Origin of the sequence: Agromyces ramosus (assembly GCF_004216665.1) — a bacterium.
GTDB lineage: Bacteria > Actinomycetota > Actinomycetes > Actinomycetales > Microbacteriaceae > Agromyces > Agromyces ramosus.
The window spans coordinates 866030-889183 of the sequence record NZ_SGWY01000001.1 but is presented as its reverse complement, the minus strand read 5'-3'; the positions used below and the strand labels follow the sequence as shown (position 1 = coordinate 889183).

Sequence of the window (23154 nt, the reverse complement as noted above, 5' to 3'; positions counted from 1 at the left end):
GACAATGCGTGTAGGCTATCGACGTGAACCTCGAGCAGCTGCGCAGCTTCGTGGAGGTGGCCCGCTTCGGCAACTTCACCCGCGCCGCCGAGGAGCTCTACCTCGCCCAGCCCTCGCTGAGCCGCCAGATCGCCGCGCTCGAGCAGGACCTCGGTGCCCAGTTGTTCCATCGCGCGCGTGGCGGCAGCACGCTGACCGCCGCGGGCACGTCGCTGCTCCCGCTCGCGCGCCGCATGCTCGCCGATGCCGACTCGGTGCGACGCGAGCTCGCCGAGCTCGCCGGCCTCGAGCGCGGCCGGGTGCGGCTCGGCGCCACCCCGACCCTCTGCATCAGCCTCGTCGCCGAGGTGCTCAGCGCGTTCCACGCGGAGCATCCGGGCATCGACCTGCACCTGTCGGAACAGGGCTCGCGGCGGTTGCTCGACGAGCTCGGCGGCGGCGAGCTCGACCTCGCACTGATCACCACGTCGGATGCCGCATCAGCCGGTGCGGCCGAACGGTTCACGGTGACCGCGCTGCTCGTCGAAGAGCTCGTCGTCGTGTCATCCGCCGGTGCGCCGCCCGTCACGACCCGCCACGCCATCGGACTCGCGGATGTCGCGCGCCTGCCGCAGATCGTCTTCAGCTCGACCTACGACCTTCGCGCGACGACCGATGCGGCGTTCCGCGCGGCCGGCCTCCTGCCCGACGTGGTGCTCGAGGGCGCCGAGATGGACGCGGTGCTGCGGTTCGTGGAACGCGGTCTCGGGGTCGCGATCGTCCCCGCGATGGTGCTCATCGATCGCCCCGGGCTGCGATCGGTACGCCTCGAAGCACCGACCCTCGAGCGCACGATCAGCCTGGCGCGGCCGGCGGATGTCGCGCCGACCGCCGCGGTCGAGGTCATGCAGCGCACGATCGCCGACACCGCGACCACGTTCGCGGCGAGGGCCGGCAAGACGATGCGGCTCGCGAGCCGGTGACCCGTGCCGATGGCGGCGGGCTCAGCCGCCCGCGCCGCCCACGACGTCGAGGATCGCCTCGGCGATCTCGTCGGGAAGCACGGAGATCATGGCGTGCGGCGCATTCACCGTGATGAGCCGTCCTGGCGAGAACCGGTCGGCCACGTCCTGCTGCTGTGCTCGGATCCCGGCGAGGAAGTCGGGTCCGGCGGCGGATGGCAGCTCGATCTCCTCGGTGACGAAGACCGTGCCGGGCACCTGGGGAATGCGGTCGAGGGCCTCGAGTGCGACGATGTCGGCCGCGTAGACGTCGACCTTCTCGCGACTCTCTTCCCATGCTTCGGGCGCCAGACGCCATTCGGGAGGCAGCATGGCCTCCTCGAGCGCGTTGCTGCCGGGCAGTGAGGGGTCGAGCAGGACGACGCCGTCGACCCGCTCGGGATGCGTTCCCGCATAGGTCAGCGCGACGAGGCCGCCGAATGATCCGCCCACGAGAACCACCGGCTCGTCCGGCTGCACCTGCGCGAGCACGGCGTCGAGATCGGCGACGGTCTGCTCGATCGGGATCGGTCCGTCGACGCTCGAGCTCTTCCCCACGTTGGAGCGCTCGTACTCGCAGTACGTGACCTCGTCGGCGAGGCGCTCCTGCAGTTCCGGCGCGTGGGCCCAGTTCGGTGTGTCCTGGAGCATGATCAGCCCGTGCAGGTAGACGACGGTGGCCTCGCCGTCGCCCCAGCACGTCGTGAACAACGTTCGTCCATCCGGTGTTCGCGTGTCGCCGGAGAAGGTCGGCGCGCCGGGGTCGCCGTCGCCGGAGCCGCCGGTTGCCCGGACTGGGGTCGGCTGAGGGCCACCCGTGCCCCCCGCGCACCCCGTGAGCGCCGCCGCTGAGGCGAGCGCAGCAGCGAGCAGGAAGAGCCGAGCCTTCCTCATGTGGACACCATCCTCCGTTTCCTCGTCGAGCGCAAGCAGGGCATGCCGCTCGTGCCGATGGAGCCGTCGAGCGACGTGGTGATGCCGAGATGCGATGCGTACGGGGCCACGCGCACCGGACTAGCTTGAGGGAACGTGTCCGTTCGCGAGACCGACGCGCGCACCGCTCGCGTCGACGGCGTGGAGCGGCTCCTGGAGAGCTACCGGGCGCTGCCCGTGGCATCGGCGGTGCGCTTCGCGAAGCCCACGTCGAACCTGTTCCGTCCGCGCGCGAAGGCGGATGCCCTGCCGTAGCGGAGCGGCCGCAGCGCAGGTCACGACGGCGCCGCTGAACGCCCGAGGGCTGTGCCGTGCACAGGTGTCAGGGCGTGGCGGCCGCGTGCCCTACTGTCGTCACCATGGGTTCGACGGCGACCGCATATCTCACGGGCTTCGGCCGATACCTGCCCGGCGATCCGGTCGACAACGACGGGATCGCGGCGCGGCTCGGCGGCGACGACCCGGTGACCGAGCGCATCCGCCGCCGCGTCCTCGATGCGAACGGCATCCGGCAGCGGCACTACGCGCTCGACGAGCACGGTGAGCCGACCGAGCTGAACGAGGAGCTCGCCGTCAAGGCGCTGCGTGCGGCGCTCGACGACCGGGGGATCGACGCCGCCGACCTGCGGATGCTGGCGTGCGCGACGACCATGGGCGACGTGCTCGTGCCGGGATTCGCGTCGATGGTGCACGGCCGTCTCGGCGGTGGACCGATGCAACTGCTGTCCGCAGGGGGCGTGTGCGCCTCCAGCCTTGCGGCGCTCGATGCGGCCGCGAGCAAGATCCGGCTGGGCGACCATCCACGCGCCGCGGTCGTCGGGTCGGAGCTGGCGAGTCGCAGCCTGCGCCAGCGTCGCTTCGACGGTATCCGTGCCGGTATGGACTCCCACTTCCTCCGTTGGATGCTGTCCGACGGTGCCGGCGCGGTCATCCTCGAGTTCCAGCCGCACCCCAGCAGGCCGTCGCTGCGACTCGACTGGGTGCGGCACGTCTCCCTGGCACACGAGCACGACGTCTGCATGCGGTCCGGCATGGCGGGCGCCGAGCCCAGCGTGGGTCACACGTGGCAGGACGTCGAGATCGCCGACGCCGAGGCGGCCGGCATGTTCGTGCTGCGCCAGGACGTGAGCATGCTCGATGAGCTCGCCGAAGCCGGACTCCGGCAGTTCGAGGAACTCGTCGACATCGGACTCGTCGACGTCACGAACCTCGACCACGTCGTGTGCCACTACAGCACCAACGTCTTCCGCGATCTCGCCTTCGACGGGTTGCGCCGCCGGATCCCGACGCTCGACACCGACCGGTGGTTCTCGAACCTCGAGACGCGCGGCAACACCGGGTCGGCCAGCATCTTCATCGCCCTCGAGGAGGCCTGGCGCACGGGCCGATTCGCTCCGGGCGAGACGGTGCTGCTGGCCGTGCCCGAGTCGGGTCGATTCTCGTTCGCCTTCGCCCACCTCACCGTGGTCGCCCCATCCGATCAGCAAGGAGCACCGACATGACGACCAGCACCCCCGCCGCCCCCGCCGACCTCGCGCCCGCGGACCCCGGCACCCTCGCCGATCGCCTCGCGGAGGTGTGGATCGAGCTCGAAGAGCGCCTCGAGCGCGTGCCCGTGCTGAGCCGGCTCGCCGACGGCACCGTGACCATCCACGACTACGAGCGGCTGCTCTTCAACCTCCGCCAGCAGGTCGTCGACGGGTCGCCGTGGATCTCGCGCGCGGCATCCAACTTCGACATCGACCACTTCACGCTGCGGGCGGCGGCGATCCGGCACGCCGAGGAGGAGCACCGCGACTACCTCATGCTCGAACGCGACTACGTCGCGATCGGCGGCTCGCTCGCCGAGCTGCGCAGCGGGCGGAAGAACCTCGGCTCCGAAGCACTCTCGGGATACATGTTCCACTACGCCGACCGGCCGAACCCCGTGGGGCTGCTCGGGGCGATGTTCATCATCGAGGGGCTCGGTGCGAAGCGCGCTGCCGGGTGGGCCGCGAGGTTCCAGGAGGTGCTCGGGCTCGCCGACAACCAGGTGCACTTCATGCAGTACCACCAGCAGGCCGACAGCGAGCACACCGGCGACCTCGAGGCGATCCTGACCTCCGGGATCATCGACGACGCGGCCGCCGACGAGATCGTGCGCTGCGCGCAGGTGGTCGCCCGGCTCTACGCGCTGCAGCTCGAGGAACTGGACCGCTGACATGGCGGAGTTCGTCCGCTCCGACCCCAGCATGTGGGAGGCGGTGTACGCCGACCCCTCCGTGCCCCTCGACCGCGCACTGGTGCGACTGATCATCGACGACCAGCGGCGCCTCTCGCGGCGTTGGCTGTACCCGATCGCCCGAGTGGTGTCCCGCGTGCTCGTCGCGCTCATCTCGATCGTCAAGCGCGTGCTCCCGTTCCGGTGGATGCCGCTCCACACGATGGACGTGCTGTGCGTCTGGTTCCTGCGGCGGTTCGTGTCGCCCGACGCCGTCGAGCTGCTCATACGGCACTTCGTCGTCGAGACCAACCTCGTCAACTTCATCATCCGCAACACCCCGGTGGCGATGGAGCCGGTCACGCTGCGACCCGAGGCCCTCGCCGGGCTCGGCGACCACGCCGTCGTCGAGCACGACGTCAACGTCTACGACGTGCTCATCGCCCTCGATGCGGTGCAGCTGACGCGACCGGAGACGCTCGACTTCACGCAGCTCGACATCCCGCCGCTCGACGCCGAACGAGGGCGCCGCCGGCTGCTCCGCCTCGACATCCAGACCGCCCTGTGCTTCATGAACATCCCGTTCTCGATGGCGCTCACGGTCGAGGAGTACCGCCGAGCGGTGCACTCCATCCGATTCGACGACTCGTTCCTCGAGATCCTCGCCCTCGTCACCGACGACGACACGTTCCGCCACTGGAAACTCGCGGGCATGAGCCTCTGGATGGACTCCAACGTCGACGTGCCGCGGATGGTGTACCGGCACGCGCTCGTGTGCGAGTACGCGCACGCCCAGCTGGTGAAACTCGCGGGCGGAGCCTATCCGCGGGAGACCAGCGCCGAATTCGACTGACGCAGAATCGAAGGGTGACCACGTCCGCTGCCGAGTTCATCGACCGCACCCTCCGGGCCGAGGGCTCCGACGGCCGGGCTCACGCGGATCATGGCGCGGGCGGATGCCGCGTCGCCACGCATGCGAGACTGCACCGGTGGAGGACATGGAGCTGGCGCGCATTGCGGGCGGCACCGTCGCGCTCCATGACGCGCGCCGCGCGGCGCGGTGGAGTGTCGAGCTCGAGCCGTTCGAGATCGGGGTGTATCCGGTGACGCAGGAGCAGCTCGCCGAGTTGCTCGGCGAGACCGCGTCGCATCCGCGCCGCCCGGCGACCGACGTGAGCTGGCTGCGAGCCGTGCGATTCTGCAACGCGGCATCCGAGTGGGAGGGGTTCGACCCGGCCTACACGTACGACGGCGAGGACGTCACGTGGCACGTCGACGCCGACGGGTACCGCCTGCCGACCGAGGCGGAATGGGAGTTCGCGTGCCGCGCCGGGTCGAGCGGTCCGCACTACGGCCCGCTCGCCGAGGTCGCGTGGACGAGCGCCGACGGCGTGACCGCGCCGCAGGACGTCGGCGGCAAGCATCCGAACCTCAACGGGCTCTTCGACACGCTCGGCAACGTGTGGGAGTGGTGCTGGGACCTGCTCGACCCGGCGCGCTACGACGCGTACCGCGTCTTCCGCGGCGGCGGGTTCGCCGACGACGCGTGGAGCGTGCGGGCATCGACGCGTCGCGGAGGGGCGCCGCGGATGCACCACGAGGACGTCGGGTTCCGCGTCGCGCGCGGCGGCTTCGACGCGACGGATGCCGCGCAGGGCTGGTCCGCGCAGGCCGACCTCGAGCGGGCCGACCTCGACGGCCCGACGCCGTTCGGGTGGACGCCGCGACGCTGAGCACGCGCCGTCGGCATGTCTCCGACCGTGAGTCACCGCGAAGGGGGAGAGCCCGGACGGCCGGGCCGTACACTCCGGGGCGCCGCCCGACCCACCAGCGACTCCTGAAAATCAGGACGGACACGCAACGGATGATTGCGTCCTTGCTTTCAGGAGTTGCGTGGAACGAACGCTTTCAGGAGGTGCGGTGGAACGGACGCTTTCAGGAGTTGCGGTGGAACGAACGCTCTCAGGAGTGGCGGTGGAGTGGATGCTTTCAGGAGTGACGGTGGAACGAACGCTTTCAGGAGTGGCGGTGGAACGGACGGCGCCTCTTGCAGTGCGGGCTACCCCGCGTCGTCACGAGCAGCGCGATGACGCCGACCGCCAGCCAGATCAGGCCCAGAGGTCATGGCCTCGCTGCGCACGTCGAGCCAGAGCACGACGGTGAGCGCCACGCCGATCACGGGAAGCACGGCGTCTCACACGACCTGCCACGGGGTATTCACGCGCGGCGACGGATCCCGAAATGGAGCCCTACGCACGGACCAGCAGGTAGACCCCCGACGTCAGCGTCAGGACCAGCACGATGCGCTCGAACCAGACGGGCGAGAGGCGCCGTGCGACGGCGCGACCGCCGAAGGCGCCGAGGACCAGCGCGGGCACGAGGACGAGGTTCAGCAGGAGCGACTGCCAGGTCATGAGGCCGAGCCCGACCGAGAACGGGACCTTGAATGCGTTCACGAGCAGGAAGAACCACGCGGCCGTGCCGAGGATCGCCTGCACCGGCAGGCGTGAGGCCACGAAGTAGAGCGTCATCACCGGCCCCGCCGCGTTGGCGATCATCGTCGTGAACCCGCCCAGCGGGCCGAACACGTAGGCCAGCCCCCTCGGAACGGATCGCGGGCCGGCGGCCGTGCGGCGCTCGCGCAGCAGGAATGTCACGCGCAGCACGACGAGGAGGATGAGCGTGGCGCCGATGGTCCGGCGCACCGCCGTGTCGTCCGCGAACCAGAGGACGACGACGCCCAGCAGCACGCCCGCAATGACCGACGGGACGAGGCGACGGAGGATCGTCCAGTCGGCGTGGGCGTGGTACATCCGGACGGCGATGAGGTCGCCGACCAGCAGCAGACCCAGCACCGCGCCCGTGGACGCCTTCGCCGGCAGGACGGTGGCGAAGAGTGCCACCGGGATGGGGCCGAACGCGGGCATTCCGCTCTTCGACGCACCGACGGCGAGTGCGGCGATCGCGAGGAGCAGCCACTCGAGCGGCGTGAAGGCGGGCACCATGCCATCCTCGTACGGCGACCGCGTCGGTCCGATTCGGATGACGCGCCGGCGTCATGCTCGGTCAGGCGCGGGATGCCCCGCGTGCCGCCTCGGCAGCACGTTCGGCCCACTTCGGCGTCTCGCCGTAGCGCATCGGGGGTACGAGTCGTCCGGCCGCGCTGTCCTCGATGAGCTGTGCGAGCCGGCGCTCGCGGGTGGCCTCCTGCTTCGCCGTGAGCACCCAGTGCGTGACCTGGCGCCGGTAGGTCGGGGTCGCGGCGTGCCAGAACGCCGACGCCGCGGCATCCGCAGCCAGTGTCTCGGCGTAGCCCCGGGGCAGGTCTTGCGGAGGACTCTCGAAGGAGTAGACGCCCGATCGATCGTCACGCCGCCGCTCGTACGCGGCGATGCCTGCGGGGTGCATGCGCCCCTCGGCGGTGAGCTGCTCGACGAGGGCGATGTTCACCGACGACCAGTTGCTGCTCGGCTTGCGCGGGGTCCAGCGCTGCCGCCTGGCATCGTCGTCGATGCGCTGCGACACCGAGTCGATCCATCCGAAGCACAGTGCCTCGGGCACGGCCTGCTCCCACGTGAGCCCGCGTTCGGGCACGTGCCGCTTGTTGAGGCCCATCCACAGCTCGGTCTCGGTGGCGTGGTTCGCCTCGAGCCAGGCGCGGAACTCCTCGGGTCCCGAGAAGAAGATGGCGGGCCGATCGGGCGTTCCGCCGGGCGTGCCGATCCGCGTACTCATGTCACGAGTCTGCCAGCAGGCACCGTCAGAGCCCGTCGTGCCGGACTCCCTCCACGGTCCGACGCAACCCCCAGACGGGCCGGGTGACCGGACGCTACATTGACCCCGTCGACACCATGAAGGGGGCGCGCCATGTCGGATGCCGAACTCGAATACCTTCGCGAACAGGTCGCCCTCGGGGACGAGGAGGCCGCCGCGCAACTCGTGGAGCTGGCCGGCGAGCGAGAGGACGCATACGAGCTGCGGCTCATCGCCGAGAGCGGCGGCACCGACGCGATGGACCAGCGCGTGCAGCTCGCGACCGAGTCGGGCGACGTCGACGAGCTCCGACGGCTCGAGGCGGGGGGCAACCCGGACGCCGCCGAGGTGCTCGACGAGCTCTACGTGGAGGATCCGACCGACGACGGCACCTGACGCCCACCCCCGCGGAGTGCGACACTGAGTGCGTGGCCGAGGGGATCATCACGACCGACGACGCCGAGTTCCGCGGCATCCTCGAAGGGCGTTCAGCGGATGTCGCAGCCGTCGCGCTCGCGGCACGGCGACTCGTCTTCGACGTGCTGCCGCAGTCCGTCGAGGTGGTGTGGCCGACGCAGCGCACCTCGGGGTACGGCACCGGGCCGCGCAAGATGAGCGACCAGTTCGCATGGATCCTCCCCGCGGCGAGGCACGTCGCGATGGCGTTCCCCTACGGTGCGGAGCTCGACGATCCGTCGGGCCTGCTGCAGGGCACGGGCGCCAGGATCCGGAACGTGCGTCTCGCCACGCCCGACGACGTGGCGCGCCCCGAGCTGCGTCGCCTGCTCGAGGCGGCGATCGGGCACCGGGTTCCCCCGCCGCCTGCGGAGGTCACGGTCCGCTCCTGAGTCGTCGTCGTGTCGCGGCATCCGACACCACGCTCGTCGTCTGGTGCACACTGGTCGGGTGCAGCAGGATCGAGCGGATGCCGCCGGCGACGCCGAGCCGATGCCGCGTGCCTCGCGGGACGGCGAGTCGGCTCGGGTGACCACCTTCGAGTTGTTCTTCGACCTCGTGTACGTCTTCGCGTTCACCCAGGTGAGCGGACTCATGGCGGACACCCACAGTGCCCTCGGCGTGCTGCAGGCGCTCGTGGTGCTCGGGCTGCTCTGGTGGGTGTGGTGCGCGTACAGCTGGCTCGGCAACCAGGCCCCCGCCGACCGCGGCGTCGTGCAGGCCGGCATGTCCATCGCCATGATCGCGGTGTTCATCGTGGCCCTCGCGATCCCCGAGGCCTACGACGACCTCGAGGGCGGATGGTACGCGCCCCTCGTCGTCGCCCTGGCCTACCTGTTCGTGCGCATCGTGCACGCGACCCTCTACGTCATCGTCGCCGGCGAGGACCGTGCGCTGCGGCGCCAGGTGCTCGGCACGCAGGTCGTCGCGCTGGTGCCCTCGGGGACGGCCCTCATCGTCGGTGCGGCGATCGGCGGTTCGGCCCAGACGTGGATCTGGCTCGCCGCCTTCGTCTGGGACGTCGTCTTCACCTACGTGAGCTCGCGCGGCGGCGGAGGCTGGCGTCTGCACTCGCCAGTGCACTGGGCGGAACGGTACGGGCTCATCGTGATCCTGGCGCTCGGCGAGTCGATCGTCGCGATCGGCGTGGGGGTCGCGCAGGAGCCGATCGACGGGCCGATCGTGCTCGGCGTCTCCCTCTCGGTGACCCTGTCGCTCCTGCTGTGGCGCGCGTACTTCACGCGCATCGCCCCGGCCGGCGAGCACGCCCTGCAACGACGAACGGGTGCCAGGCGGGTCGTGTTCGCGCGCGACGCGTACACGTACCTGCACTTCGCCATCGTCGGCGGCGTCATCCTCGCCGCGCTCGGGGTCGAGGAGGCCATGGCGCACATCGCGGATCCCGAGGCGTTCGGCTGGTTCGGCGCATCCGCCCTCGGAGCCGGGCTCGCCCTCTACATCGCGGCCACCGCGGCGTTCGGCCGGATGTCGGGCCTGCGATGGCCCGTCGTGCGCATCGGCGCGGCGATCGCACTGGCAGCGGTGATCCCGCTGCTCGCGATCGTCGCCGCGATGTCCGCGCTGGTGATCGTGGTCGCGCTGCTCGCCGTGATGCTCGTGATCGAGGACCGCCGACCGGCATCCGGCCTGTATACGCCTCGCGATGCGATGGGTAGGCTGTAGGGGCGGGTTCGGCGACGCGCATCCCGGTCGGGATGGCGACGGTCGACCCGGCGGGCAGCCCATGAACCAACGCCCGAACGGAGCACCCACCGATGTCCTGGGATGACGATTCCTACGCCGACGAGTTCGGCGAGCGTCGCCCAGCGCGAGGGAAGGCCTCGACCACGGGGTGGCAGGTCGCTCGCCGTGCCGCCGGATACCTGGGCGTCGTTGCGGGAGTCGTCGCGCTCGTGGCCGGAGCGATCGTCGCCGTGAACTCCCTCGGGCTCGCGGCCAAGCCCGGCGGGTTCGGCGCGCCGCCGGCGAAGCCGGCGAACGTGGCGCTGCCGCCGGTCGTCTCGCCGACCGAGCAGGCCGAGGGGACCGATGCCGAGGGCGAGGGCGAGGGCGAAGGCGAGGGCGAGGGCGCGGGCGGGGCGACGCAGGAGTCGGCCGTGGTCTCGGGATCGGGCGTCTCGCCGATGTCCCAGATCGATCCCGAGTGGATGACCCGGGTCGCCGGGGCCACGGGGATTCCGGTACGGGCGCTCTCGGCGTACGCGTTCGCGCACATCTCGCTCGCCGCGGAGGAGCCGGAGTGCGGCCTCGACTGGACCACGATCGCGGCGATCGGTGAGATCGAGTCGGGGCACGGGAGCCATGGCGACTCGGTGCTCGATGAGAACGGGTACGCCCAGCCGGCGATCATCGGCCGCGCACTCGACGGCGACGGCGTGGCCACGATCAAGGACACCGACGACGGGGTCTTCGACGGCGACGCCACGTGGGACCGCGCGGTCGGTCCGATGCAGTTCATCCCCTCGACGTGGGCCAAGTGGGGGAGCGACGCGAACGGCGACGGCATCGCGGACCCGAACCAGATCGACGACGCCGCCCGGAGCGCGGCCCACTACCTGTGCGCGTCCGGGCCGATGACCAGCCCCGACGGCTGGCGGGCGGCCGTGTTCTCGTACAACCACGACAACGACTACGTCGACAAGGTCGCCAAGGTCGCCAACGGGTTCGCGGCCGACGCCGGGTAGGCCGCCGCCATGGTCCAGGTCCGCGTCCTCGGCGTCGCGCTCGATGCTGCCGGCCAGCACATCGTGCTGCTGAAGCCGCTGCTCGTCGAGCCAGGGGAGGGACGCGTGCTGCCGGTGTGGATCGGCGGCCAGGAGGCGACCTCCATCCTCATCGCGGTCGAGGGCCAGCAGGCGCCGCGGCCGCTGTCGCACGACCTCATCACGACGCTGTTCGCCGCCGTCGGAGCGAGGGTCGAGCGCGTCGACGTGACCCGGATCGAGGAAGGCACCTTCTACGCGGAGCTCACCCTCGCCACGCCGACAGGCCCGCAGGTGCTCGACTCGCGGCCGTCGGACGCCATCGCTCTCGCGCTCAGGGCCGACGCGCCGATCTGGGTCGCCGACGACGTCATCGACGAGGCGGGCATCCCCGCGGAGATGGTCGACATCGGCGACGATGAGGCGGAGAAGGTCGACGAGTTCAAGCGATTCCTCGACGACGTCGACCCCGAGGACTTCCAGGGCTGACGCGGACGGGTGGTCGCAACGCATCCGGCGGACTAGCGTGGGAGCGTGTCCGTTCCCGCGACCGACGCACGAACCGCTCACGCCGCCGGCGTGGAGCGCCTGCTCGAGAGCTACCGGGCGCTGCCCGCGACGGCTCCGGTGCGGCTCGCCAAGCCCACCTCGAACCTGTTCCGTTCGCGCGCCGACACGGATGCCCGCGGCCTGGACACCTCGGGCCTGACGCACGTCATCGGGGTCGACGCCGAGGCGCGCACGGCCGACGTGGCGGGCATGTGCACCTACGAGGACCTCGTCGCCGCGACGCTGCCGCACGGGCTGGCGCCCCTCGTCGTCCCGCAGCTGAAGACCATCACCCTCGGCGGCGCGGTGACCGGCCTCGGCATCGAGTCGACGTCGTTCCGCAACGGGATGCCGCACGAGTCCGTGCTGGAGCTGGACATCCTCACCGGCGCCGGAGCGGTGCTCACGGCATCGCCGGGCGAGCACGCCGACCTGTTCCGCGCCTTCCCGAACTCCTACGGGACGCTCGGCTACGCCGTGCGCCTGCGCATCGAGCTGGAGCCGGTGCGGCCCTTCGTCGCGCTCACGCACCTGCGGTTCAACGCGCTCGCCGACCTCGTCGCCGCGATGGACCGCATCGTCGCAACCGGCAGCCTCGACGGGATTCCCGTCGACTACCTCGACGGGGTGGTGTTCAGCGCCGACGAGAGCTACCTGTGCGTGGGCGTGCAGACCGCGGCACCCGGGCCCGTCAGCGATTACACCCGCCAGCAGGTCTACTACCGCTCCATCCAGCACGACGACGGGGCGACGGCCGACCGCCTCACCATCCACGACTACCTTTGGCGCTGGGACACTGACTGGTTCTGGTGCTCCGAGGCGTTCGGCGCGCAGCATCCGCTCATCCGCCGACTCTGGCCGCGGCGGTACCGGCGCAGCAGCTCGTACTGGAAGCTCATGAAGCTCGAGCGGCGGTTCGACGTGGGCGACCGCCTCGAGAAGCTCCGCGGACGCCCGCCGCGGGAACGCGTGATCCAGGACATCGAGGTGCCGATCGAGCGGTGCGCGGAGTTCCTGGAGTGGTTCCTGGGCAACGTGCCGATCGAGCCGATCTGGTTGTGCCCGCTGCGCCTGCGCGACGACGCGGGCTGGCCGCTCTACCCGCTCGAGCCCCGGCGCACGTACGTGAACGTCGGATTCTGGTCGACCGTGCCGGTGGGAGTGGCCGAGGGGGAGACCAACCGCCGCATCGAGCGGGAGGTCGCCGAGCTCGACGGGCACAAGTCGCTGTACTCCGACGCCTTCTACTCCCGGGCGGAGTTCGACGCGCTGTACGGCGGCGACGCCTACCGGGCCGCGAAGCAGCGATACGACCCCGACGGACGACTCCTCGACCTCTATGCGAAGGCGGTGCAACGACGATGACCTCGACAACGGACGACGCGGCGAAGACGGCGGAAGGGCCGCAGGCGGGGCAACGGCCGACGGCGTCGGCCGGAGCAGCCACGCCCAGCACGGAGCCGCCTCAGCCGCCCGGCCAGGACGGGAAGCTCACCCTCGCCGAGATCCTCGAGATGCTCGCCGGGGGACGGCTGCCGTTGCGGTTCACCGCGTACGACGGCAGCTCGGCCGGACCCCCCGATGCACCGCTCGGAATCGAGCTGACGTCACCGCGCGGCACGACATACCTCGCGACCGCACGCGGCGACCTCGGCCTGGCCCGCGCCTACATCGCGGGCGACCTCGAGATCCACGGCGTGCACCCGGGCGACCCCTACGAGCTGCTCAAGGCGCTCGCCGACGAGCTCGTGTTCCGGATGCCGCCGCCACGGGCGATGGCCCGGATCGTCCGGTCCATCGGCGTCGAGCACCTGCGCCCGATCGCGCCGCCGCCGCAGGAGGTCCCGCCGCGCTGGCGCCGCGTGGCCGAGGGGCTCCGGCACAGCAAGGCCAGGGACGCGGAGGCGATCCACTACCACTACGACGTCTCGAACACGTTCTACGAGTGGGTGCTCGGGCCGTCGATGACGTACACCTGCGCGTGCTACCCGCGGCCGGACGCCTCGCTCGACGAGGCGCAGGAGAACAAGTACCGGCTGGTGTTCGAGAAACTGCGGCTGAAGCCCGGCGACCGGCTGCTCGACGTCGGATGCGGCTGGGGCGGCATGGTCCGCTACGCGGCCCGCCGCGGCGTGCGGGCCCTCGGGGTGACCCTGTCGCAGGAGCAGACGACGTGGGCGCAGCGCGCGATCGCCGACGAAGGCCTCGCCGACCTCGCCGAGGTGCGGTTCGGCGACTACCGCGACATCCGGGAGGGCGGCTTCGACGCGGTGTCCTCGATCGGGCTGCTCGAGCACATCGGAGTGCGGAACTATCCGTCGTACTTCCGCTTCCTGCAGTCGCGGCTGCGGATCGGCGGCCTGCTGCTCAACCACTGCATCACGCGCCCCGACAACACGTCGCGCCCGTCGACCCGTGGGTTCATCGACCGGTACGTGTTCCCCGACGGGGAGCTCACCGGCTCAGGCCGCATCATCACCGAGGCGCAGGACGTGGGCCTCGAGGTGCTGCACGAGGAGAACCTGCGGCCCCACTACGCCCTGACGCTGCGAGACTGGTGCGCCAACCTCGTCGCCCACTGGGACGAGGCGGTCGCCGAGGTCGGGCTGCCGACCGCGAAGGTGTGGGGTTTGTACATGGCCGGGTCGCGGCTCGCGTTCGAGACCGGCGGCATCCAGTTGCACCAGGTGCTGGCGGTGCGCCGTGACGACCGCGGCGCGGCCGTCGACCTGCCGCTGCGGCCATGGTGGACGCCGTAGCCGGCATCCGCTGCGTCGATGGCCGTGATCAGCTTCACGCGACGGCCATGCACCCGCACAACCGGAAGAATGGGCGACATGGATGCCGCGCTGCCAGCCCTGACCGAGATGCCGTCGCCGCAGTACGTGATGTCGGCAGAGGGCCGTCGCATCGCGACCTACCTGTGGGGCGACGAGGACGCGCCGGTGGTGCTGTGCGTGCACGGGTTCGCGTCGAGCTGCCGTGACAACTGGGTGAACACGGGTTGGGTGCGCGATCTCACCCGCGCGGGATTCCGGGTGCTCGGCGTCGACCAGCTCGGGCATGGCGCGAGCGACAAGCCGCGCGACGCGGCGGCGTACGGCATGGACGCGCTCGTCGGCGACCTCATCACGGTGCTCGACACGTACCTGCTCGACACGGTGCGCTACGCCGGATACTCGCTCGGCGCGCGGGTCGGCTGGCAGCTCGCGGTGCAGGCGCCCGAGCACGTCGACCGCGCGGTGCTCGGCGGCATCCCCGACGGTCGTCCGCTCGCACGACTGCAGATCGAGCAGGCGCGGGCCTACGCCGCGCACGGCACCCCGGTCGAGGACAAGGTCACCCTGAACTACGTCACGCTCGCCGAACGGGTGCCAGGAAACGACCTCGGCGCCCTCGTCGCGCTCGCGGAGGGCATGCGCCTGGGCGACGCCGATCCCGATCCCGCGCATCCGCCGATGCAGCCGATCCTCTTCGCCACGGGCAGCGAGGATGCGATCCTCGAGCGGTCGAAGCTGCTGGCGGATGCCACGCCGAACGGCACCTTCGTCGAGCTGCCCGGCCGGCACCACTTCAACGCGCCGGGGTCGCGCGTGTTCCGCCAGGCCGGGGTGGAGTTCCTCGCCGGCTGAGCTCTGCTCGACGCGCTCCGAGTGCGCGCGCCCCGGGCGGTGGGAGCAGTCGGCTGAGCACCGACCGTCACCGCACCACGCGGAATCGAAGGTGCGTCGCGGCATCCGTGGCCGTGCACTCGGTGCGCTCCAGGCGCAGGTGCTCGTCGATCCCGGAGCCCGTGCCGAACAGCGGGGTCCCGCTGCCGAAGATCACCGGTGCGAGGTGGATCGAGATCTCGTCGATGAGGCCGGCTTCGAGGTACTGGCCCGCGATGTCCGCACCGCCCATGATCCCGACGTCGGCGGAGCCGGCCGCGGCTCGTGCGGCGTCGAGTGCGCCCCGGATGTCGCCGACGAAGGTGTAGACGCCGTTCGCCGGCACCTCCTCTGGGGTCCCGTGGCTGACGACGAACAGTGGAACGCGGTCGGGACCGGTCGGTCCATCCGCTCCCCACCACCTGATGGAGTTGTCGTACGTGCGCCTGCCCGCGATGACGGCGCCGAGCGTCGAGCCGGCGCGCTCGAGCAACGCGCGGTCCCGATCGTCGCCGCGGAATGCCCAGTCGTGCAGCACCTCCCCGCCGACGCCCATGCCCTCGTCGACGGTCATGCCGTCGGCCGCGATGAATCCGTCGAGCGACATGCTGATGTCGAAGATGACCGAACCCATGATCGTTCCCTCCGGTTCCTGATTCGTCCTACATCGGTACGTCGAACGGGAGGCGACCGCGATCGACGACGCGAGAGACTGGGATCCAACGCCCGATTCGCGAGGAGCAACGATGGAGTTCAACAGCGTCGGCACGACCGGCATCACGGTGTCCGATCTCTGCGTGGGCACGAGCCCGCTCGGCGGGATGCCGCAGACCTACGGCTACAGCGTCGAGGAGGAGCGCGCGGTCGCCACGGTCGAGGCGGTGTTCGAGACCGCGATCGACTTCATGGACACGTCGAACGAGTACGGCAAGGGCGAGAGCGAACGCCGGATCGGCTCGGTGATCGCGGCCATGGGGGGACTCCCCGAGGGATTCGTGATGGCCACCAAGGCGGATCCCGACGGCCGGGACTTCTCGGCGCACCGGGTGCGGCGATCGTTCGAGGAGAGCCGCGAGCGGCTGGGACTCGAGCGTTTCGACATCTTCCACCTGCACGACCCCGAGCGGTTCTCGTTCGAGGAGATCACGGCGCCGGGCGGGGCCCTCGAGGGCATGCAGCAACTCAAGGAGGAGGGACTGGTCACGGCGATCGGCGTGGCCGGGGGCGACCTCGAGGCGATGGACCGCTACGTCGACCTCGGCGTGTTCGACGTGCTGCTCAACCACAACCGGTTCACGCTGCTCGACCAGTCCGCGAGCGCGCTCATGACCAAGGCCGTGGAGCTGGGCATGACCTACCTCAACGCGGCCCCCTATGCCAGCGGGCTCCTCGCGAAGCCGCTCGAGCACGCGCCGCGGTACCAGTACCGCGAGCCCGACCCGGCGGTGATCGAGCGCACCCGGCGGCTGCGGGCGCTGTGCGATTCCCACGGGGTCGAACTCGCCGCCGTCGCCCTGCAGTTCTCGACCCGGGACCCGCGGGTCACGTCCACGATCGTTGGCGTGTCGCATCCGGACCGGGTGCGCGAGCTCGTCGCCAACCGCGAGGCCGTCATCCCCGAAGAGCTGTGGGCCGATCTCGCCGAGCTGATCTCGCCGAGCTGATCGCGCCGAGCTGATCTCGCACGACCGATCTCGCACCACTGATCCGGGGAGCGACTCAGCGCACCCGCAGGCCTCCGCGCCACCCCGGTCCGAGGCGGACGTGCGACGCCGCGATGCGACCGGTGCGTGCGAACTCGCCCCACGCCGCACGCAGCGGTACGCCCGCCTCGACGAGCGACTCGGCACCGTGGGGCGCCAGGAGTCGCGCGGGAGCCCACGCCGCGGTGTTCGGGAACAGCAGGGCGAGCTCGATGGCGTGGGCCGATCCGATGCTGCTGCCCTCCGGGCGCCCGTCGAACCGGGCGAGCTGCACCCGCGCGCCGGATTTCGCGAGGAGGCGGGCGAACCGTCGGGCGCCCCAGCCGTAGACGGCGTCGGTCACCACGCGCACGAGCGCGAAGCGGATCGCCGGGCCGATCACGGGCTTGGCGGTCAGCGACCTGAGCCTCGGCGCGAGCTCGAGGAAAAACGCGGCCTCCTCGGTCGTCGAGCACACGAGGACGTCGAGTCGCGGCGCCTGCCGTCGCCAGCCCGCGGCGACCTCGCGCTCGGGCGGCAGCGGCGCGTGCCCGTACTGGGGGCTGAACGGCATGCCCGAGCGCAACCCGAACCCGGCCGCCGCGCGACCGGCTCGCGCCTGCGCGGCGAACAGGTCGTCGAGTGCGGCATCCGCGGCGAGCGGGCCGGCGGCACGCCGCATCCGTTCCTGCAACCGTTCGCGACGGCGCCTGATGCCGAAGGGCCCGCTCTGCACGATCGCGCGCGTGATGAGGCCCTCGGCTCCGGAGGCCACGAGCAGGTGCGCGATCGCGTCGGCGCCGGCCGACTGCCCGAAGACCGTCACCCGCGCGGGATCGCCGCCGAACCCGCCGATACGCGAACGCACCCAGCGCAGCGCCGCGATGAGGTCGAGCAGGCCGAGGTTCGCCGGACGACCGTCGGGCTCGCCGTCGCCGAGGAACCCGAGCACGCCGAGCCGGTAGGTCACCGTGACGACGACGACCCGTTGCTCGCGCACGAGCGCGGACGGATCGTAGCCGCCGACGTCGCCGGCGCCCGAGACGTAGGAGCCGCCGTGCACCCACACCATGACCGGGAGCGGTTCCCCGGCCCACGCCGACGGGCGCGTGATCGAGAGTCGCAGGCAGTCCTCGTCGAACTCGACCCCGCGCATCGTGCCGCCGAACAGGCCGTCGCTCGAAGCGGGGGGTTGCGGGCATCCGATCCGCTGGTACTGCCGAGCGGATGCCTCGTGCGGGTCGGGTTCGACCGGCACCGGCGCCGCGAAGCGCTCGGCCCGGGCATAGCGGATGTTGCGGATCCGCGTGACCTCGCCGTCGTCGACGGCCGCGAACACGCCGAAGGGCGTCTCGACGGCGGTCAGGTCGCCCGGCCAGGAGTGCTCGCCCGGTCGTGGGCCGTCATCGAGGTGATCGGCGTTCGCGACGTGCTCGTCCATGCGATCTCCCCTCCCGCGCTCCATCGTAGGTTCCGAGTCCGAGCCTCGGCGCCGCGCGGGCGGCTCCGCAACCCCCTCCTGCGGCCTTGCGGGCGTCGGTAGCATCGGCGGTGCGAGTGAGGAGCGATCATGCCCACGTACCAGGTCGGCTACTTCGTCGGCAGCCTGTCCTCGACCTCGATCAACCGGGTCCTCTCGAAGGCGCTCATCCGGGTCGCGCCGGACGATCTCGTCTTCACCGAGATCCCGATCGGCAACCTGCCGCTGTACAGCCAGGACTACGACGCCGACTATCCGCCCGAGGCCACCGCGCTCAAGGACGCGATCGCGGCATCCGACGCCGTGTTGTTCGTGACGCCGGAGTACAACCGGTCGATCCCGGGTGCGCTGAAGAACGCGATCGACTGGGCCTCCCGCCCGTGGGGCCACAACTCGTTCGACCACATCCCGGCGGCCGTCATCGGCGCGTCGGCGGGATCGATCGGCACGGCGCTGGCGCAGCAGAGCCTGCGCGCCGTCCTGAGCTTCTGCAATGCGCGGCAGATGACGGCGCCCGAGGCGTACATCCAGTACTCGCCCGAGGTGTTCGGCGCCGACGGCGACATCGGCGACGCGAGCACCGAGGAGTTCCTGACGGGCTTCATGTCGGAGTTCCGGGAGCACATCCAGCGGGTGCTGACCGTCCTGCCGCGGTAAGCGTGCGCGTGGGCGGGGCGTCGCCGCCGCTCAGTCGCCCGTCTCGAAGTAGAGATGGGCGTGGAGGCGACAGCGCTCGTTGAACGGCGACCGGCAGCGCGGGCACTCGACCGTCGCGAGGTACGACGCGATCGTCAGCTCGGTGCCGCACGCGCCGCAGAGCACGGCTTCCCGTTCGCGCTCGGAGGCCTTCCACTGCCGCGCCGGGTGGTCGGCGGTCTCCTCGTGGCAGCGGTGGCACGGGTAGTACTCGTTGCAGCAGGCGAACCTGATCGCGACGATGTCGACCTCGGTGCGGTAGTGCACGCACCGCGTCATGTCGTCGACCACCGGCCCCAGCACGCGCGGCGCGACCCGGGAGGTCGATCGGTCGGATCCGGTCATGACCTCCATCGTGCCACCGAAGACGCGTCCGATCGGCGATGATCGTCGATGGGGGTGGGGCAGATGGAGATCTCCTCGTTCGAGGATGCCGGTGCGGTCGCCGCGGCGATCGAGGTCGTCGAGACCGGCGGAATCGTCGGCGCCCGTTTCGGCACCGTCTTCGGGCTCATCGTCGACGGCAGCCACGTGGGTGTCGCCGACGAGATCATGCACGTCAAGGGCGCAGCTCGCGGCCACAAACCGCTGGGCGTGTGCACGCGCCCGGGGCGCCTGCTGGAGCTCGTCGACGTCGGCGCGTTCGCTCCCGACGCGCGTCGCTTGGCGGAGGCGCCGTGGTTCGCCGAGCAGCTGGCGGCGATGGTGGCCGTGCGCGCCCCGGCCTCGCCGGGTTCCGGCATTCCCGACCACCTGCATTCGGACGTCGACGGCCGGCGGTGGGTGCAGGTCTTCGACCCGCTCCGGATGCCGGGGACCTCCACGCTCATGACTGCCATGTGGGACTCGGGGATCGAGTGGGTCGCCGCGACGTCGATGAACGAGAGCGGGCGCACCGAGATCGTGGACCCGGGCGCGGCCACCGAATTCGCCGAGCGGCACGGGCTGCCCATCCTCTTCGAGGCGGCGTTCGAGCATGCGGCCTCCGGATCGCTGCCGATCCTCGAGCTGGGCCCGGCCGGAATCCGACTGGATCGTCACGGGATCATCGCCCTCGCCGAGCTCGAGTCCGCCACGGGGGAGCACATCGATGCCGCGAGCGCGATCCCGGCGCACTTCCCGCCGATGGCCGTGCCGCCGGGCCTCCTCGAAGGGCTCTCACCCAACGAGGCGACCGCGGAGCTGCTCGCGATGCTCTATCCGGGTCCTCCGGCGGTCAGCCCTGGTGGCCCTTGAAGCGCGGGTTCAGGCGATTGATCACGTAGACCTTGCCGCGGCGGCGCACCACCTGCGCGCCGGTCTGGTTCTTCAGCGACTTCATCGATGCGCGGACCTTCATGATTCCTCCATAGTATTGAGAACTATTCTCAACAACACGGATGCCCCGGCGATTATGCCCGATCCACCGGGCGGCCGGCTCGCGGGCCCGGTTGCGTCGCGATCCACTCCCCGAAGCGCGTCGGCGTGATCGTGGCATCGTCGCCCGGCAGCAGCTCGCGCTCGTCGAGCTCGGTGCCGAAGTAGGTCGCGAGGGGATCGGCCACGACTTCGCGGGGATCGTCGCGGAGCCGGAGCTCCCGCTGCACGAGCTCCTCGAGCCGGAACTGCTCGGGCCCCGCGAACTCGACCACCCGGTTCACGGGCGAGCCGGTCGCCACCGTCGCGACGACCGTCGCGACGTCGTCGGCGGCGATCGGCTGGATGAGCGCGTTCGAGAGGCGCACGAGGTGCCGGCTGGTCGCGGCATCCGCGATGCTCGCGAGGAACTCGAAGAACTGGGTCGTGTGGACGATCGAGTACTCACGGCCCGACTGGCGGATGAGGTGCTCCTGGGCCGCCTTCGCCGCGAAGTAGCCTCCCTCGGTGCCCGCGAGGCGATCCGTGCCGACCACCGACAGCGCGACGTGGTGACGCACACCGGCCGCGGCGCCGTAGGTCAGCAGGTTCAGGGTGGAGCCGTAGAAGAAGTCGTTCGCACCCCGCTCGTCGAGGTATCCCGAGTTCGAGACGTCGACGAGGGTCTCGACGCCCTCGAGCGCCTCGGCGAGCCCCTCGCCGGTGTAGGAGTTCACCCCGGTGGACCGCGCGGCGGACGTGACGTCGTGACCCTCGGCCGCGAGCCGCGCGACCAGCCGCGTGCCGATGAGGCCGGTGCCGCCGATGACCGCGATCTTCATCGTCGTCCTCCTACTCGACGGGCGCCGAGACGCTCGCGACAGCGTCGAGCACGGATGCCGCGACCTCGTCGGGCGCCGACACGCTGAGTGCGTGCGAGACTCCGGCGAGCTCGCGGGTTCCGCGGGATCCCGCCCGCTCGGCCGCGAAGCGCTGCAGCTCGGCAGGGATGTTCAGGTCGGAGTCGCCGTACACGAACCAGGACGGGAGCTGCGTCCACGCCGGGGCATCCGTCGGCAGGCCCTCGGAGAGCGAGGCCTCGGTGACGGGTCGCTGGGTCGCGGCCATGAGGGCGGCCGTCTCGGCGGGAACGTCGGCGCAGAACTGCCGGTGGAACGCGTCGACGCGGATCGCGAGCTCGTTGCCGCCGGTCGAGACCGGGTAGGCGGTCAGCGTCTCGCCCAGCGTGCTGCCCGGGAACTTCGACGACAGCGACAGGGCGCTCTCGCCCGTGGCGGGAGCGAAGGCGCCGACGTAGACGAGCGCCCGCACGGCGTCGTTGTTCGAGGCCGCCTCGGTGATCACCATCCCGCCGTACGAGTGGCCGACGAGCACGACGGGTCGACCGAGCCCGGCGACGACGTCGCGCAGGTAGGCGGCGTCGATCGTGAGGCTGCGCAGCGGGTTCGCAATCGCGATCGCGTCGAGCCCCTTCGCCTGCAGGCGTTCGATGACGCCGTTCCAGCTGGCGGACTCGGCGAAGGCGCCGTGCACGAGCGCGATGACGGGTTGCTGTTCGTTCATGATGTCGCTTCTCTCTGTCGTCTCTCGGTCGTCTCCCGGACGTCGACCGACGATCGTCGTCGCCGTTCGCGTTGTTCCGGCACGGGTGCGGTGGCACTCGCGTTCACCAGCACAGACAACTCAGCGGTGCGCGTTGTGACAGCGGGCTTCGGTTCGCGGCGGATCCGCAGACTGCCGGGGCGTGCTCCGGGTTACGGTCGACTATGGCCGATGAACGAGGGAGCTCGCTCGGAGCGGTGCGCTGGCGACCCGGCCGACACGGGCGCCGAGAGCCCCCGGCATGGACGCGTTCGCTCGCGGAGGGCGAGGACGAAGGGTTCTTCGGACCGGGCAGCGCGGTCTGGGCCGTGAACGGCGCACTGCCGACCCTGGTCGCCGGCATCCGTGCGCTGCTGCTGCAGACACTGCATCCCGGTGCGATGGCCGGCGTGCACGACTGGTCGCGCTACAGCGAGGATCCGCTCGGCCGGCTCGACGGCACCGTGCGCTGGGTCGCGATGACGACCTTCGGCGACCGGCGCAGCGCCACTGCGGCATCCGCCTTCGTCTCGCGATTGCATGAGCACGTCACGGGCACCTACGTCGATGCCCGAGGGGTCGAACGCCCGTACGCGGCGAACGACGAGGAGCTGCTGCGCTGGGTGCACGACGCGTTCACCGAGGCGTTCATCGGCGCCCACCGGATCTGGGGCGGACCGATCCCCGGCGGGCCCGACGCCTACGTGCGGGAGTGGGCGCAGGCCGGCCGGTTGATGGGCGTGCAGGACCCGCCCACCTCGGTCGCGGCGCTGCACGAGGAGATGGACGCGTTCCTCGTCGAGGCGAAACCGGATGCGCGGGTCGCACAGGCGGTGGGCTTCCTGCGCAAGCCCGGGCTGCCGGGCCTGACGGGCCGGCTGTACCCGATCCTGTTCGGGGGCGCCGTCGCCTCCCTCGACCCGCACTACCGCGAGCTGCTCGGGCTGCGGCGTCCACGGTGGCCGGCGATCACCCTGACCCGGCTCGTCCTCGCGTTCGGCGTGCGCCTGCTCGGCCGCATGTCCCCGAGTGAGCAGAACGCGCGCGCCCGGATCGCGCGCCTCGACGGCGAGGCGGTGCCCGCCCCGGTGAGCGAGTGAGAACGCCGCCGCGCT

Annotated in this window: 28 protein-coding genes; 19 read left to right on the top strand and 9 right to left on the bottom strand. The window is 71.1% G+C overall.

What is annotated here, in order from left to right; all coding sequences use genetic code 11:
- Positions 1-23: 23 nt before the first annotated feature.
- The gene (locus EV187_RS04175) at positions 24-962 is read left to right on the top strand and encodes a LysR family transcriptional regulator (RefSeq protein ID WP_130351730.1); all 939 of its coding nucleotides are present in this window, start codon (positions 24-26) and stop codon (positions 960-962) included.
- Between the two features lie 21 nt (positions 963-983).
- Here the strand turns inward: EV187_RS04175 and EV187_RS04170 are convergent, their stop codons facing one another.
- Positions 984-1874 carry an alpha/beta fold hydrolase gene (locus EV187_RS04170; protein ID WP_130351729.1) on the bottom strand — a complete coding sequence of 297 codons (891 nt, stop codon included), beginning with the start codon at positions 1872-1874 and terminating at the stop codon, positions 984-986.
- On the opposite strand from EV187_RS04170, the gene EV187_RS18850 reads away from it, so the two are divergent.
- From EV187_RS18850 to EV187_RS04145, 6 genes are all read left to right on the top strand, one after another.
- Positions 1875-2003 (top strand): hypothetical protein, encoded by a 129-nt coding sequence (locus EV187_RS18850; protein ID WP_278038698.1) that lies wholly within the window; start codon positions 1875-1877, stop codon positions 2001-2003. It abuts the gene before it with no gap.
- Between the two features lie 6 nt (positions 2004-2009).
- Positions 2010-2168 carry a hypothetical protein gene (locus EV187_RS04165; RefSeq protein WP_207221728.1) on the top strand — a complete coding sequence of 53 codons (159 nt, stop codon included), beginning with the start codon at positions 2010-2012 and terminating at the stop codon, positions 2166-2168.
- A gap of 104 nt (positions 2169-2272) precedes the next feature.
- Positions 2273-3415 carry a 3-oxoacyl-[acyl-carrier-protein] synthase III C-terminal domain-containing protein gene (locus EV187_RS04160; RefSeq protein ID WP_130351728.1) on the top strand — a complete coding sequence of 381 codons (1143 nt, stop codon included), beginning with the start codon at positions 2273-2275 and terminating at the stop codon, positions 3413-3415.
- Positions 3412-4113 carry an iron-containing redox enzyme family protein gene (locus tag EV187_RS04155; RefSeq protein WP_130351727.1) on the top strand — a complete coding sequence of 234 codons (702 nt, stop codon included), beginning with the start codon at positions 3412-3414 and terminating at the stop codon, positions 4111-4113. Before EV187_RS04160 ends, EV187_RS04155 begins: the two co-directional genes overlap by 4 nt.
- A gap of 1 nt (position 4114) precedes the next feature.
- A complete protein-coding gene (locus tag EV187_RS04150) occupies positions 4115-4966 on the top strand; it encodes a DUF6999 family protein (protein WP_130351726.1) in 852 nt (283 codons plus the stop codon).
- Positions 4967-5102: 136 nt separating this feature from the next.
- Positions 5103-5846: a formylglycine-generating enzyme family protein gene (locus EV187_RS04145; protein WP_207221727.1), complete on the top strand. Its 744-nt coding sequence runs from the start codon at positions 5103-5105 to the stop codon at positions 5844-5846.
- 516 nt (positions 5847-6362) lie between these two features.
- Here the strand turns inward: EV187_RS04145 and EV187_RS04140 are convergent.
- Positions 6363-7118 carry a sulfite exporter TauE/SafE family protein gene (locus tag EV187_RS04140; RefSeq protein WP_130351725.1) on the bottom strand — a complete coding sequence of 252 codons (756 nt, stop codon included), beginning with the start codon at positions 7116-7118 and terminating at the stop codon, positions 6363-6365.
- Positions 7119-7179: 61 nt separating this feature from the next.
- A complete protein-coding gene (locus tag EV187_RS04135) occupies positions 7180-7848 on the bottom strand; it encodes a YdeI/OmpD-associated family protein (RefSeq protein ID WP_130351724.1) in 669 nt (222 codons plus the stop codon).
- Between the two features lie 132 nt (positions 7849-7980).
- On the opposite strand from EV187_RS04135, the gene EV187_RS04130 reads away from it, so the two are divergent.
- The 8 genes from EV187_RS04130 (at position 7981) to EV187_RS04095 (ending at position 15226) form a co-directional block, all read left to right on the top strand.
- Positions 7981-8262, top strand: coding sequence for a hypothetical protein (locus EV187_RS04130; protein WP_130351723.1), 282 nt, complete (start codon positions 7981-7983; stop codon positions 8260-8262).
- A 32-nt stretch (positions 8263-8294) separates the two neighbouring features.
- Positions 8295-8714, top strand: a complete 420-nt coding sequence (locus EV187_RS04125) for a DUF1801 domain-containing protein (protein WP_165391101.1) — start codon at positions 8295-8297, stop codon at positions 8712-8714.
- Positions 8715-8772: 58 nt separating this feature from the next.
- Entirely contained in the window at positions 8773-10005 is a 1233-nt protein-coding gene (locus EV187_RS04120) for a low temperature requirement protein A (protein WP_130351722.1), read from the top strand.
- Positions 10006-10097: 92 nt separating this feature from the next.
- On the top strand, positions 10098-11027 hold the full coding sequence (locus EV187_RS18645; RefSeq protein ID WP_242609423.1) for a lytic transglycosylase domain-containing protein: 930 nt from the start codon (positions 10098-10100) through the stop codon (positions 11025-11027).
- A gap of 9 nt (positions 11028-11036) precedes the next feature.
- Positions 11037-11534 carry a bifunctional nuclease family protein gene (locus tag EV187_RS04110; RefSeq protein ID WP_130351721.1) on the top strand — a complete coding sequence of 166 codons (498 nt, stop codon included), beginning with the start codon at positions 11037-11039 and terminating at the stop codon, positions 11532-11534.
- 45 nt (positions 11535-11579) lie between these two features.
- Positions 11580-12959 carry an FAD-binding oxidoreductase gene (locus EV187_RS04105; protein ID WP_130351720.1) on the top strand — a complete coding sequence of 460 codons (1380 nt, stop codon included), beginning with the start codon at positions 11580-11582 and terminating at the stop codon, positions 12957-12959.
- Positions 12956-14353: a class I SAM-dependent methyltransferase gene (locus tag EV187_RS04100; RefSeq protein WP_130351719.1), complete on the top strand. Its 1398-nt coding sequence runs from the start codon at positions 12956-12958 to the stop codon at positions 14351-14353. Before EV187_RS04105 ends, EV187_RS04100 begins: the two co-directional genes overlap by 4 nt.
- 78 nt (positions 14354-14431) lie before the next feature.
- The gene (locus tag EV187_RS04095) at positions 14432-15226 is read left to right on the top strand and encodes an alpha/beta fold hydrolase (protein WP_130351718.1); all 795 of its coding nucleotides are present in this window, start codon (positions 14432-14434) and stop codon (positions 15224-15226) included.
- 67 nt (positions 15227-15293) lie between these two features.
- On the opposite strand, the gene EV187_RS04090 is transcribed toward EV187_RS04095, so the two are convergent.
- Positions 15294-15878 (bottom strand): dihydrofolate reductase family protein, encoded by a 585-nt coding sequence (locus EV187_RS04090; protein ID WP_130351717.1) that lies wholly within the window; start codon positions 15876-15878, stop codon positions 15294-15296.
- A gap of 112 nt (positions 15879-15990) precedes the next feature.
- Here EV187_RS04090 and EV187_RS04085 point away from each other — a divergent pair, with 112 nt between their 5' ends.
- Positions 15991-16908 (top strand): aldo/keto reductase, encoded by a 918-nt coding sequence (locus tag EV187_RS04085; RefSeq protein ID WP_130351716.1) that lies wholly within the window; start codon positions 15991-15993, stop codon positions 16906-16908.
- A gap of 55 nt (positions 16909-16963) precedes the next feature.
- Here EV187_RS04085 and EV187_RS04080 read toward each other — a convergent pair whose 3' ends face one another.
- On the bottom strand, positions 16964-18367 hold the full coding sequence (locus EV187_RS04080; protein WP_130351715.1) for a carboxylesterase family protein: 1404 nt from the start codon (positions 18365-18367) through the stop codon (positions 16964-16966).
- A gap of 129 nt (positions 18368-18496) precedes the next feature.
- Here EV187_RS04080 and EV187_RS04075 point away from each other — a divergent pair, with 129 nt between their 5' ends.
- On the top strand, positions 18497-19063 hold the full coding sequence (locus EV187_RS04075; RefSeq protein WP_130351714.1) for an NADPH-dependent FMN reductase: 567 nt from the start codon (positions 18497-18499) through the stop codon (positions 19061-19063).
- Positions 19064-19093: 30 nt separating this feature from the next.
- Here the strand turns inward: EV187_RS04075 and EV187_RS04070 are convergent, their stop codons facing one another.
- On the bottom strand, positions 19094-19447 hold the full coding sequence (locus tag EV187_RS04070) for a CHY zinc finger protein (protein WP_130351713.1): 354 nt from the start codon (positions 19445-19447) through the stop codon (positions 19094-19096).
- Between the two features lie 48 nt (positions 19448-19495).
- On the opposite strand from EV187_RS04070, the gene EV187_RS04065 reads away from it, so the two are divergent.
- Positions 19496-20338 (top strand): hypothetical protein, encoded by an 843-nt coding sequence (locus EV187_RS04065; protein ID WP_130351712.1) that lies wholly within the window; start codon positions 19496-19498, stop codon positions 20336-20338.
- Here EV187_RS04065 and ykgO read toward each other — a convergent pair.
- Genes ykgO through EV187_RS04050 form a run of 3 tightly spaced genes read right to left on the bottom strand, consistent with a single transcriptional unit; the run spans position 20319 to position 22021 of the window.
- Entirely contained in the window at positions 20319-20441 is a 123-nt protein-coding gene (gene ykgO / locus EV187_RS04060) for a type B 50S ribosomal protein L36 (protein ID WP_130351711.1), read from the bottom strand. The genes EV187_RS04065 and ykgO overlap by 20 nt on opposite strands.
- A gap of 52 nt (positions 20442-20493) precedes the next feature.
- Complete coding sequence (locus tag EV187_RS04055; RefSeq protein ID WP_130351710.1) at positions 20494-21279, bottom strand: SDR family oxidoreductase; 786 nt, start codon at positions 21277-21279, stop codon at positions 20494-20496.
- 10 nt (positions 21280-21289) lie between these two features.
- A complete protein-coding gene (locus EV187_RS04050) occupies positions 21290-22021 on the bottom strand; it encodes an alpha/beta fold hydrolase (RefSeq protein ID WP_130351709.1) in 732 nt (243 codons plus the stop codon).
- 203 nt (positions 22022-22224) lie between these two features.
- On the opposite strand from EV187_RS04050, the gene EV187_RS04045 reads away from it, so the two are divergent.
- Positions 22225-23139: an oxygenase MpaB family protein gene (locus EV187_RS04045; RefSeq protein WP_130351708.1), complete on the top strand. Its 915-nt coding sequence runs from the start codon at positions 22225-22227 to the stop codon at positions 23137-23139.
- Positions 23140-23154: the final 15 nt, after the last annotated feature.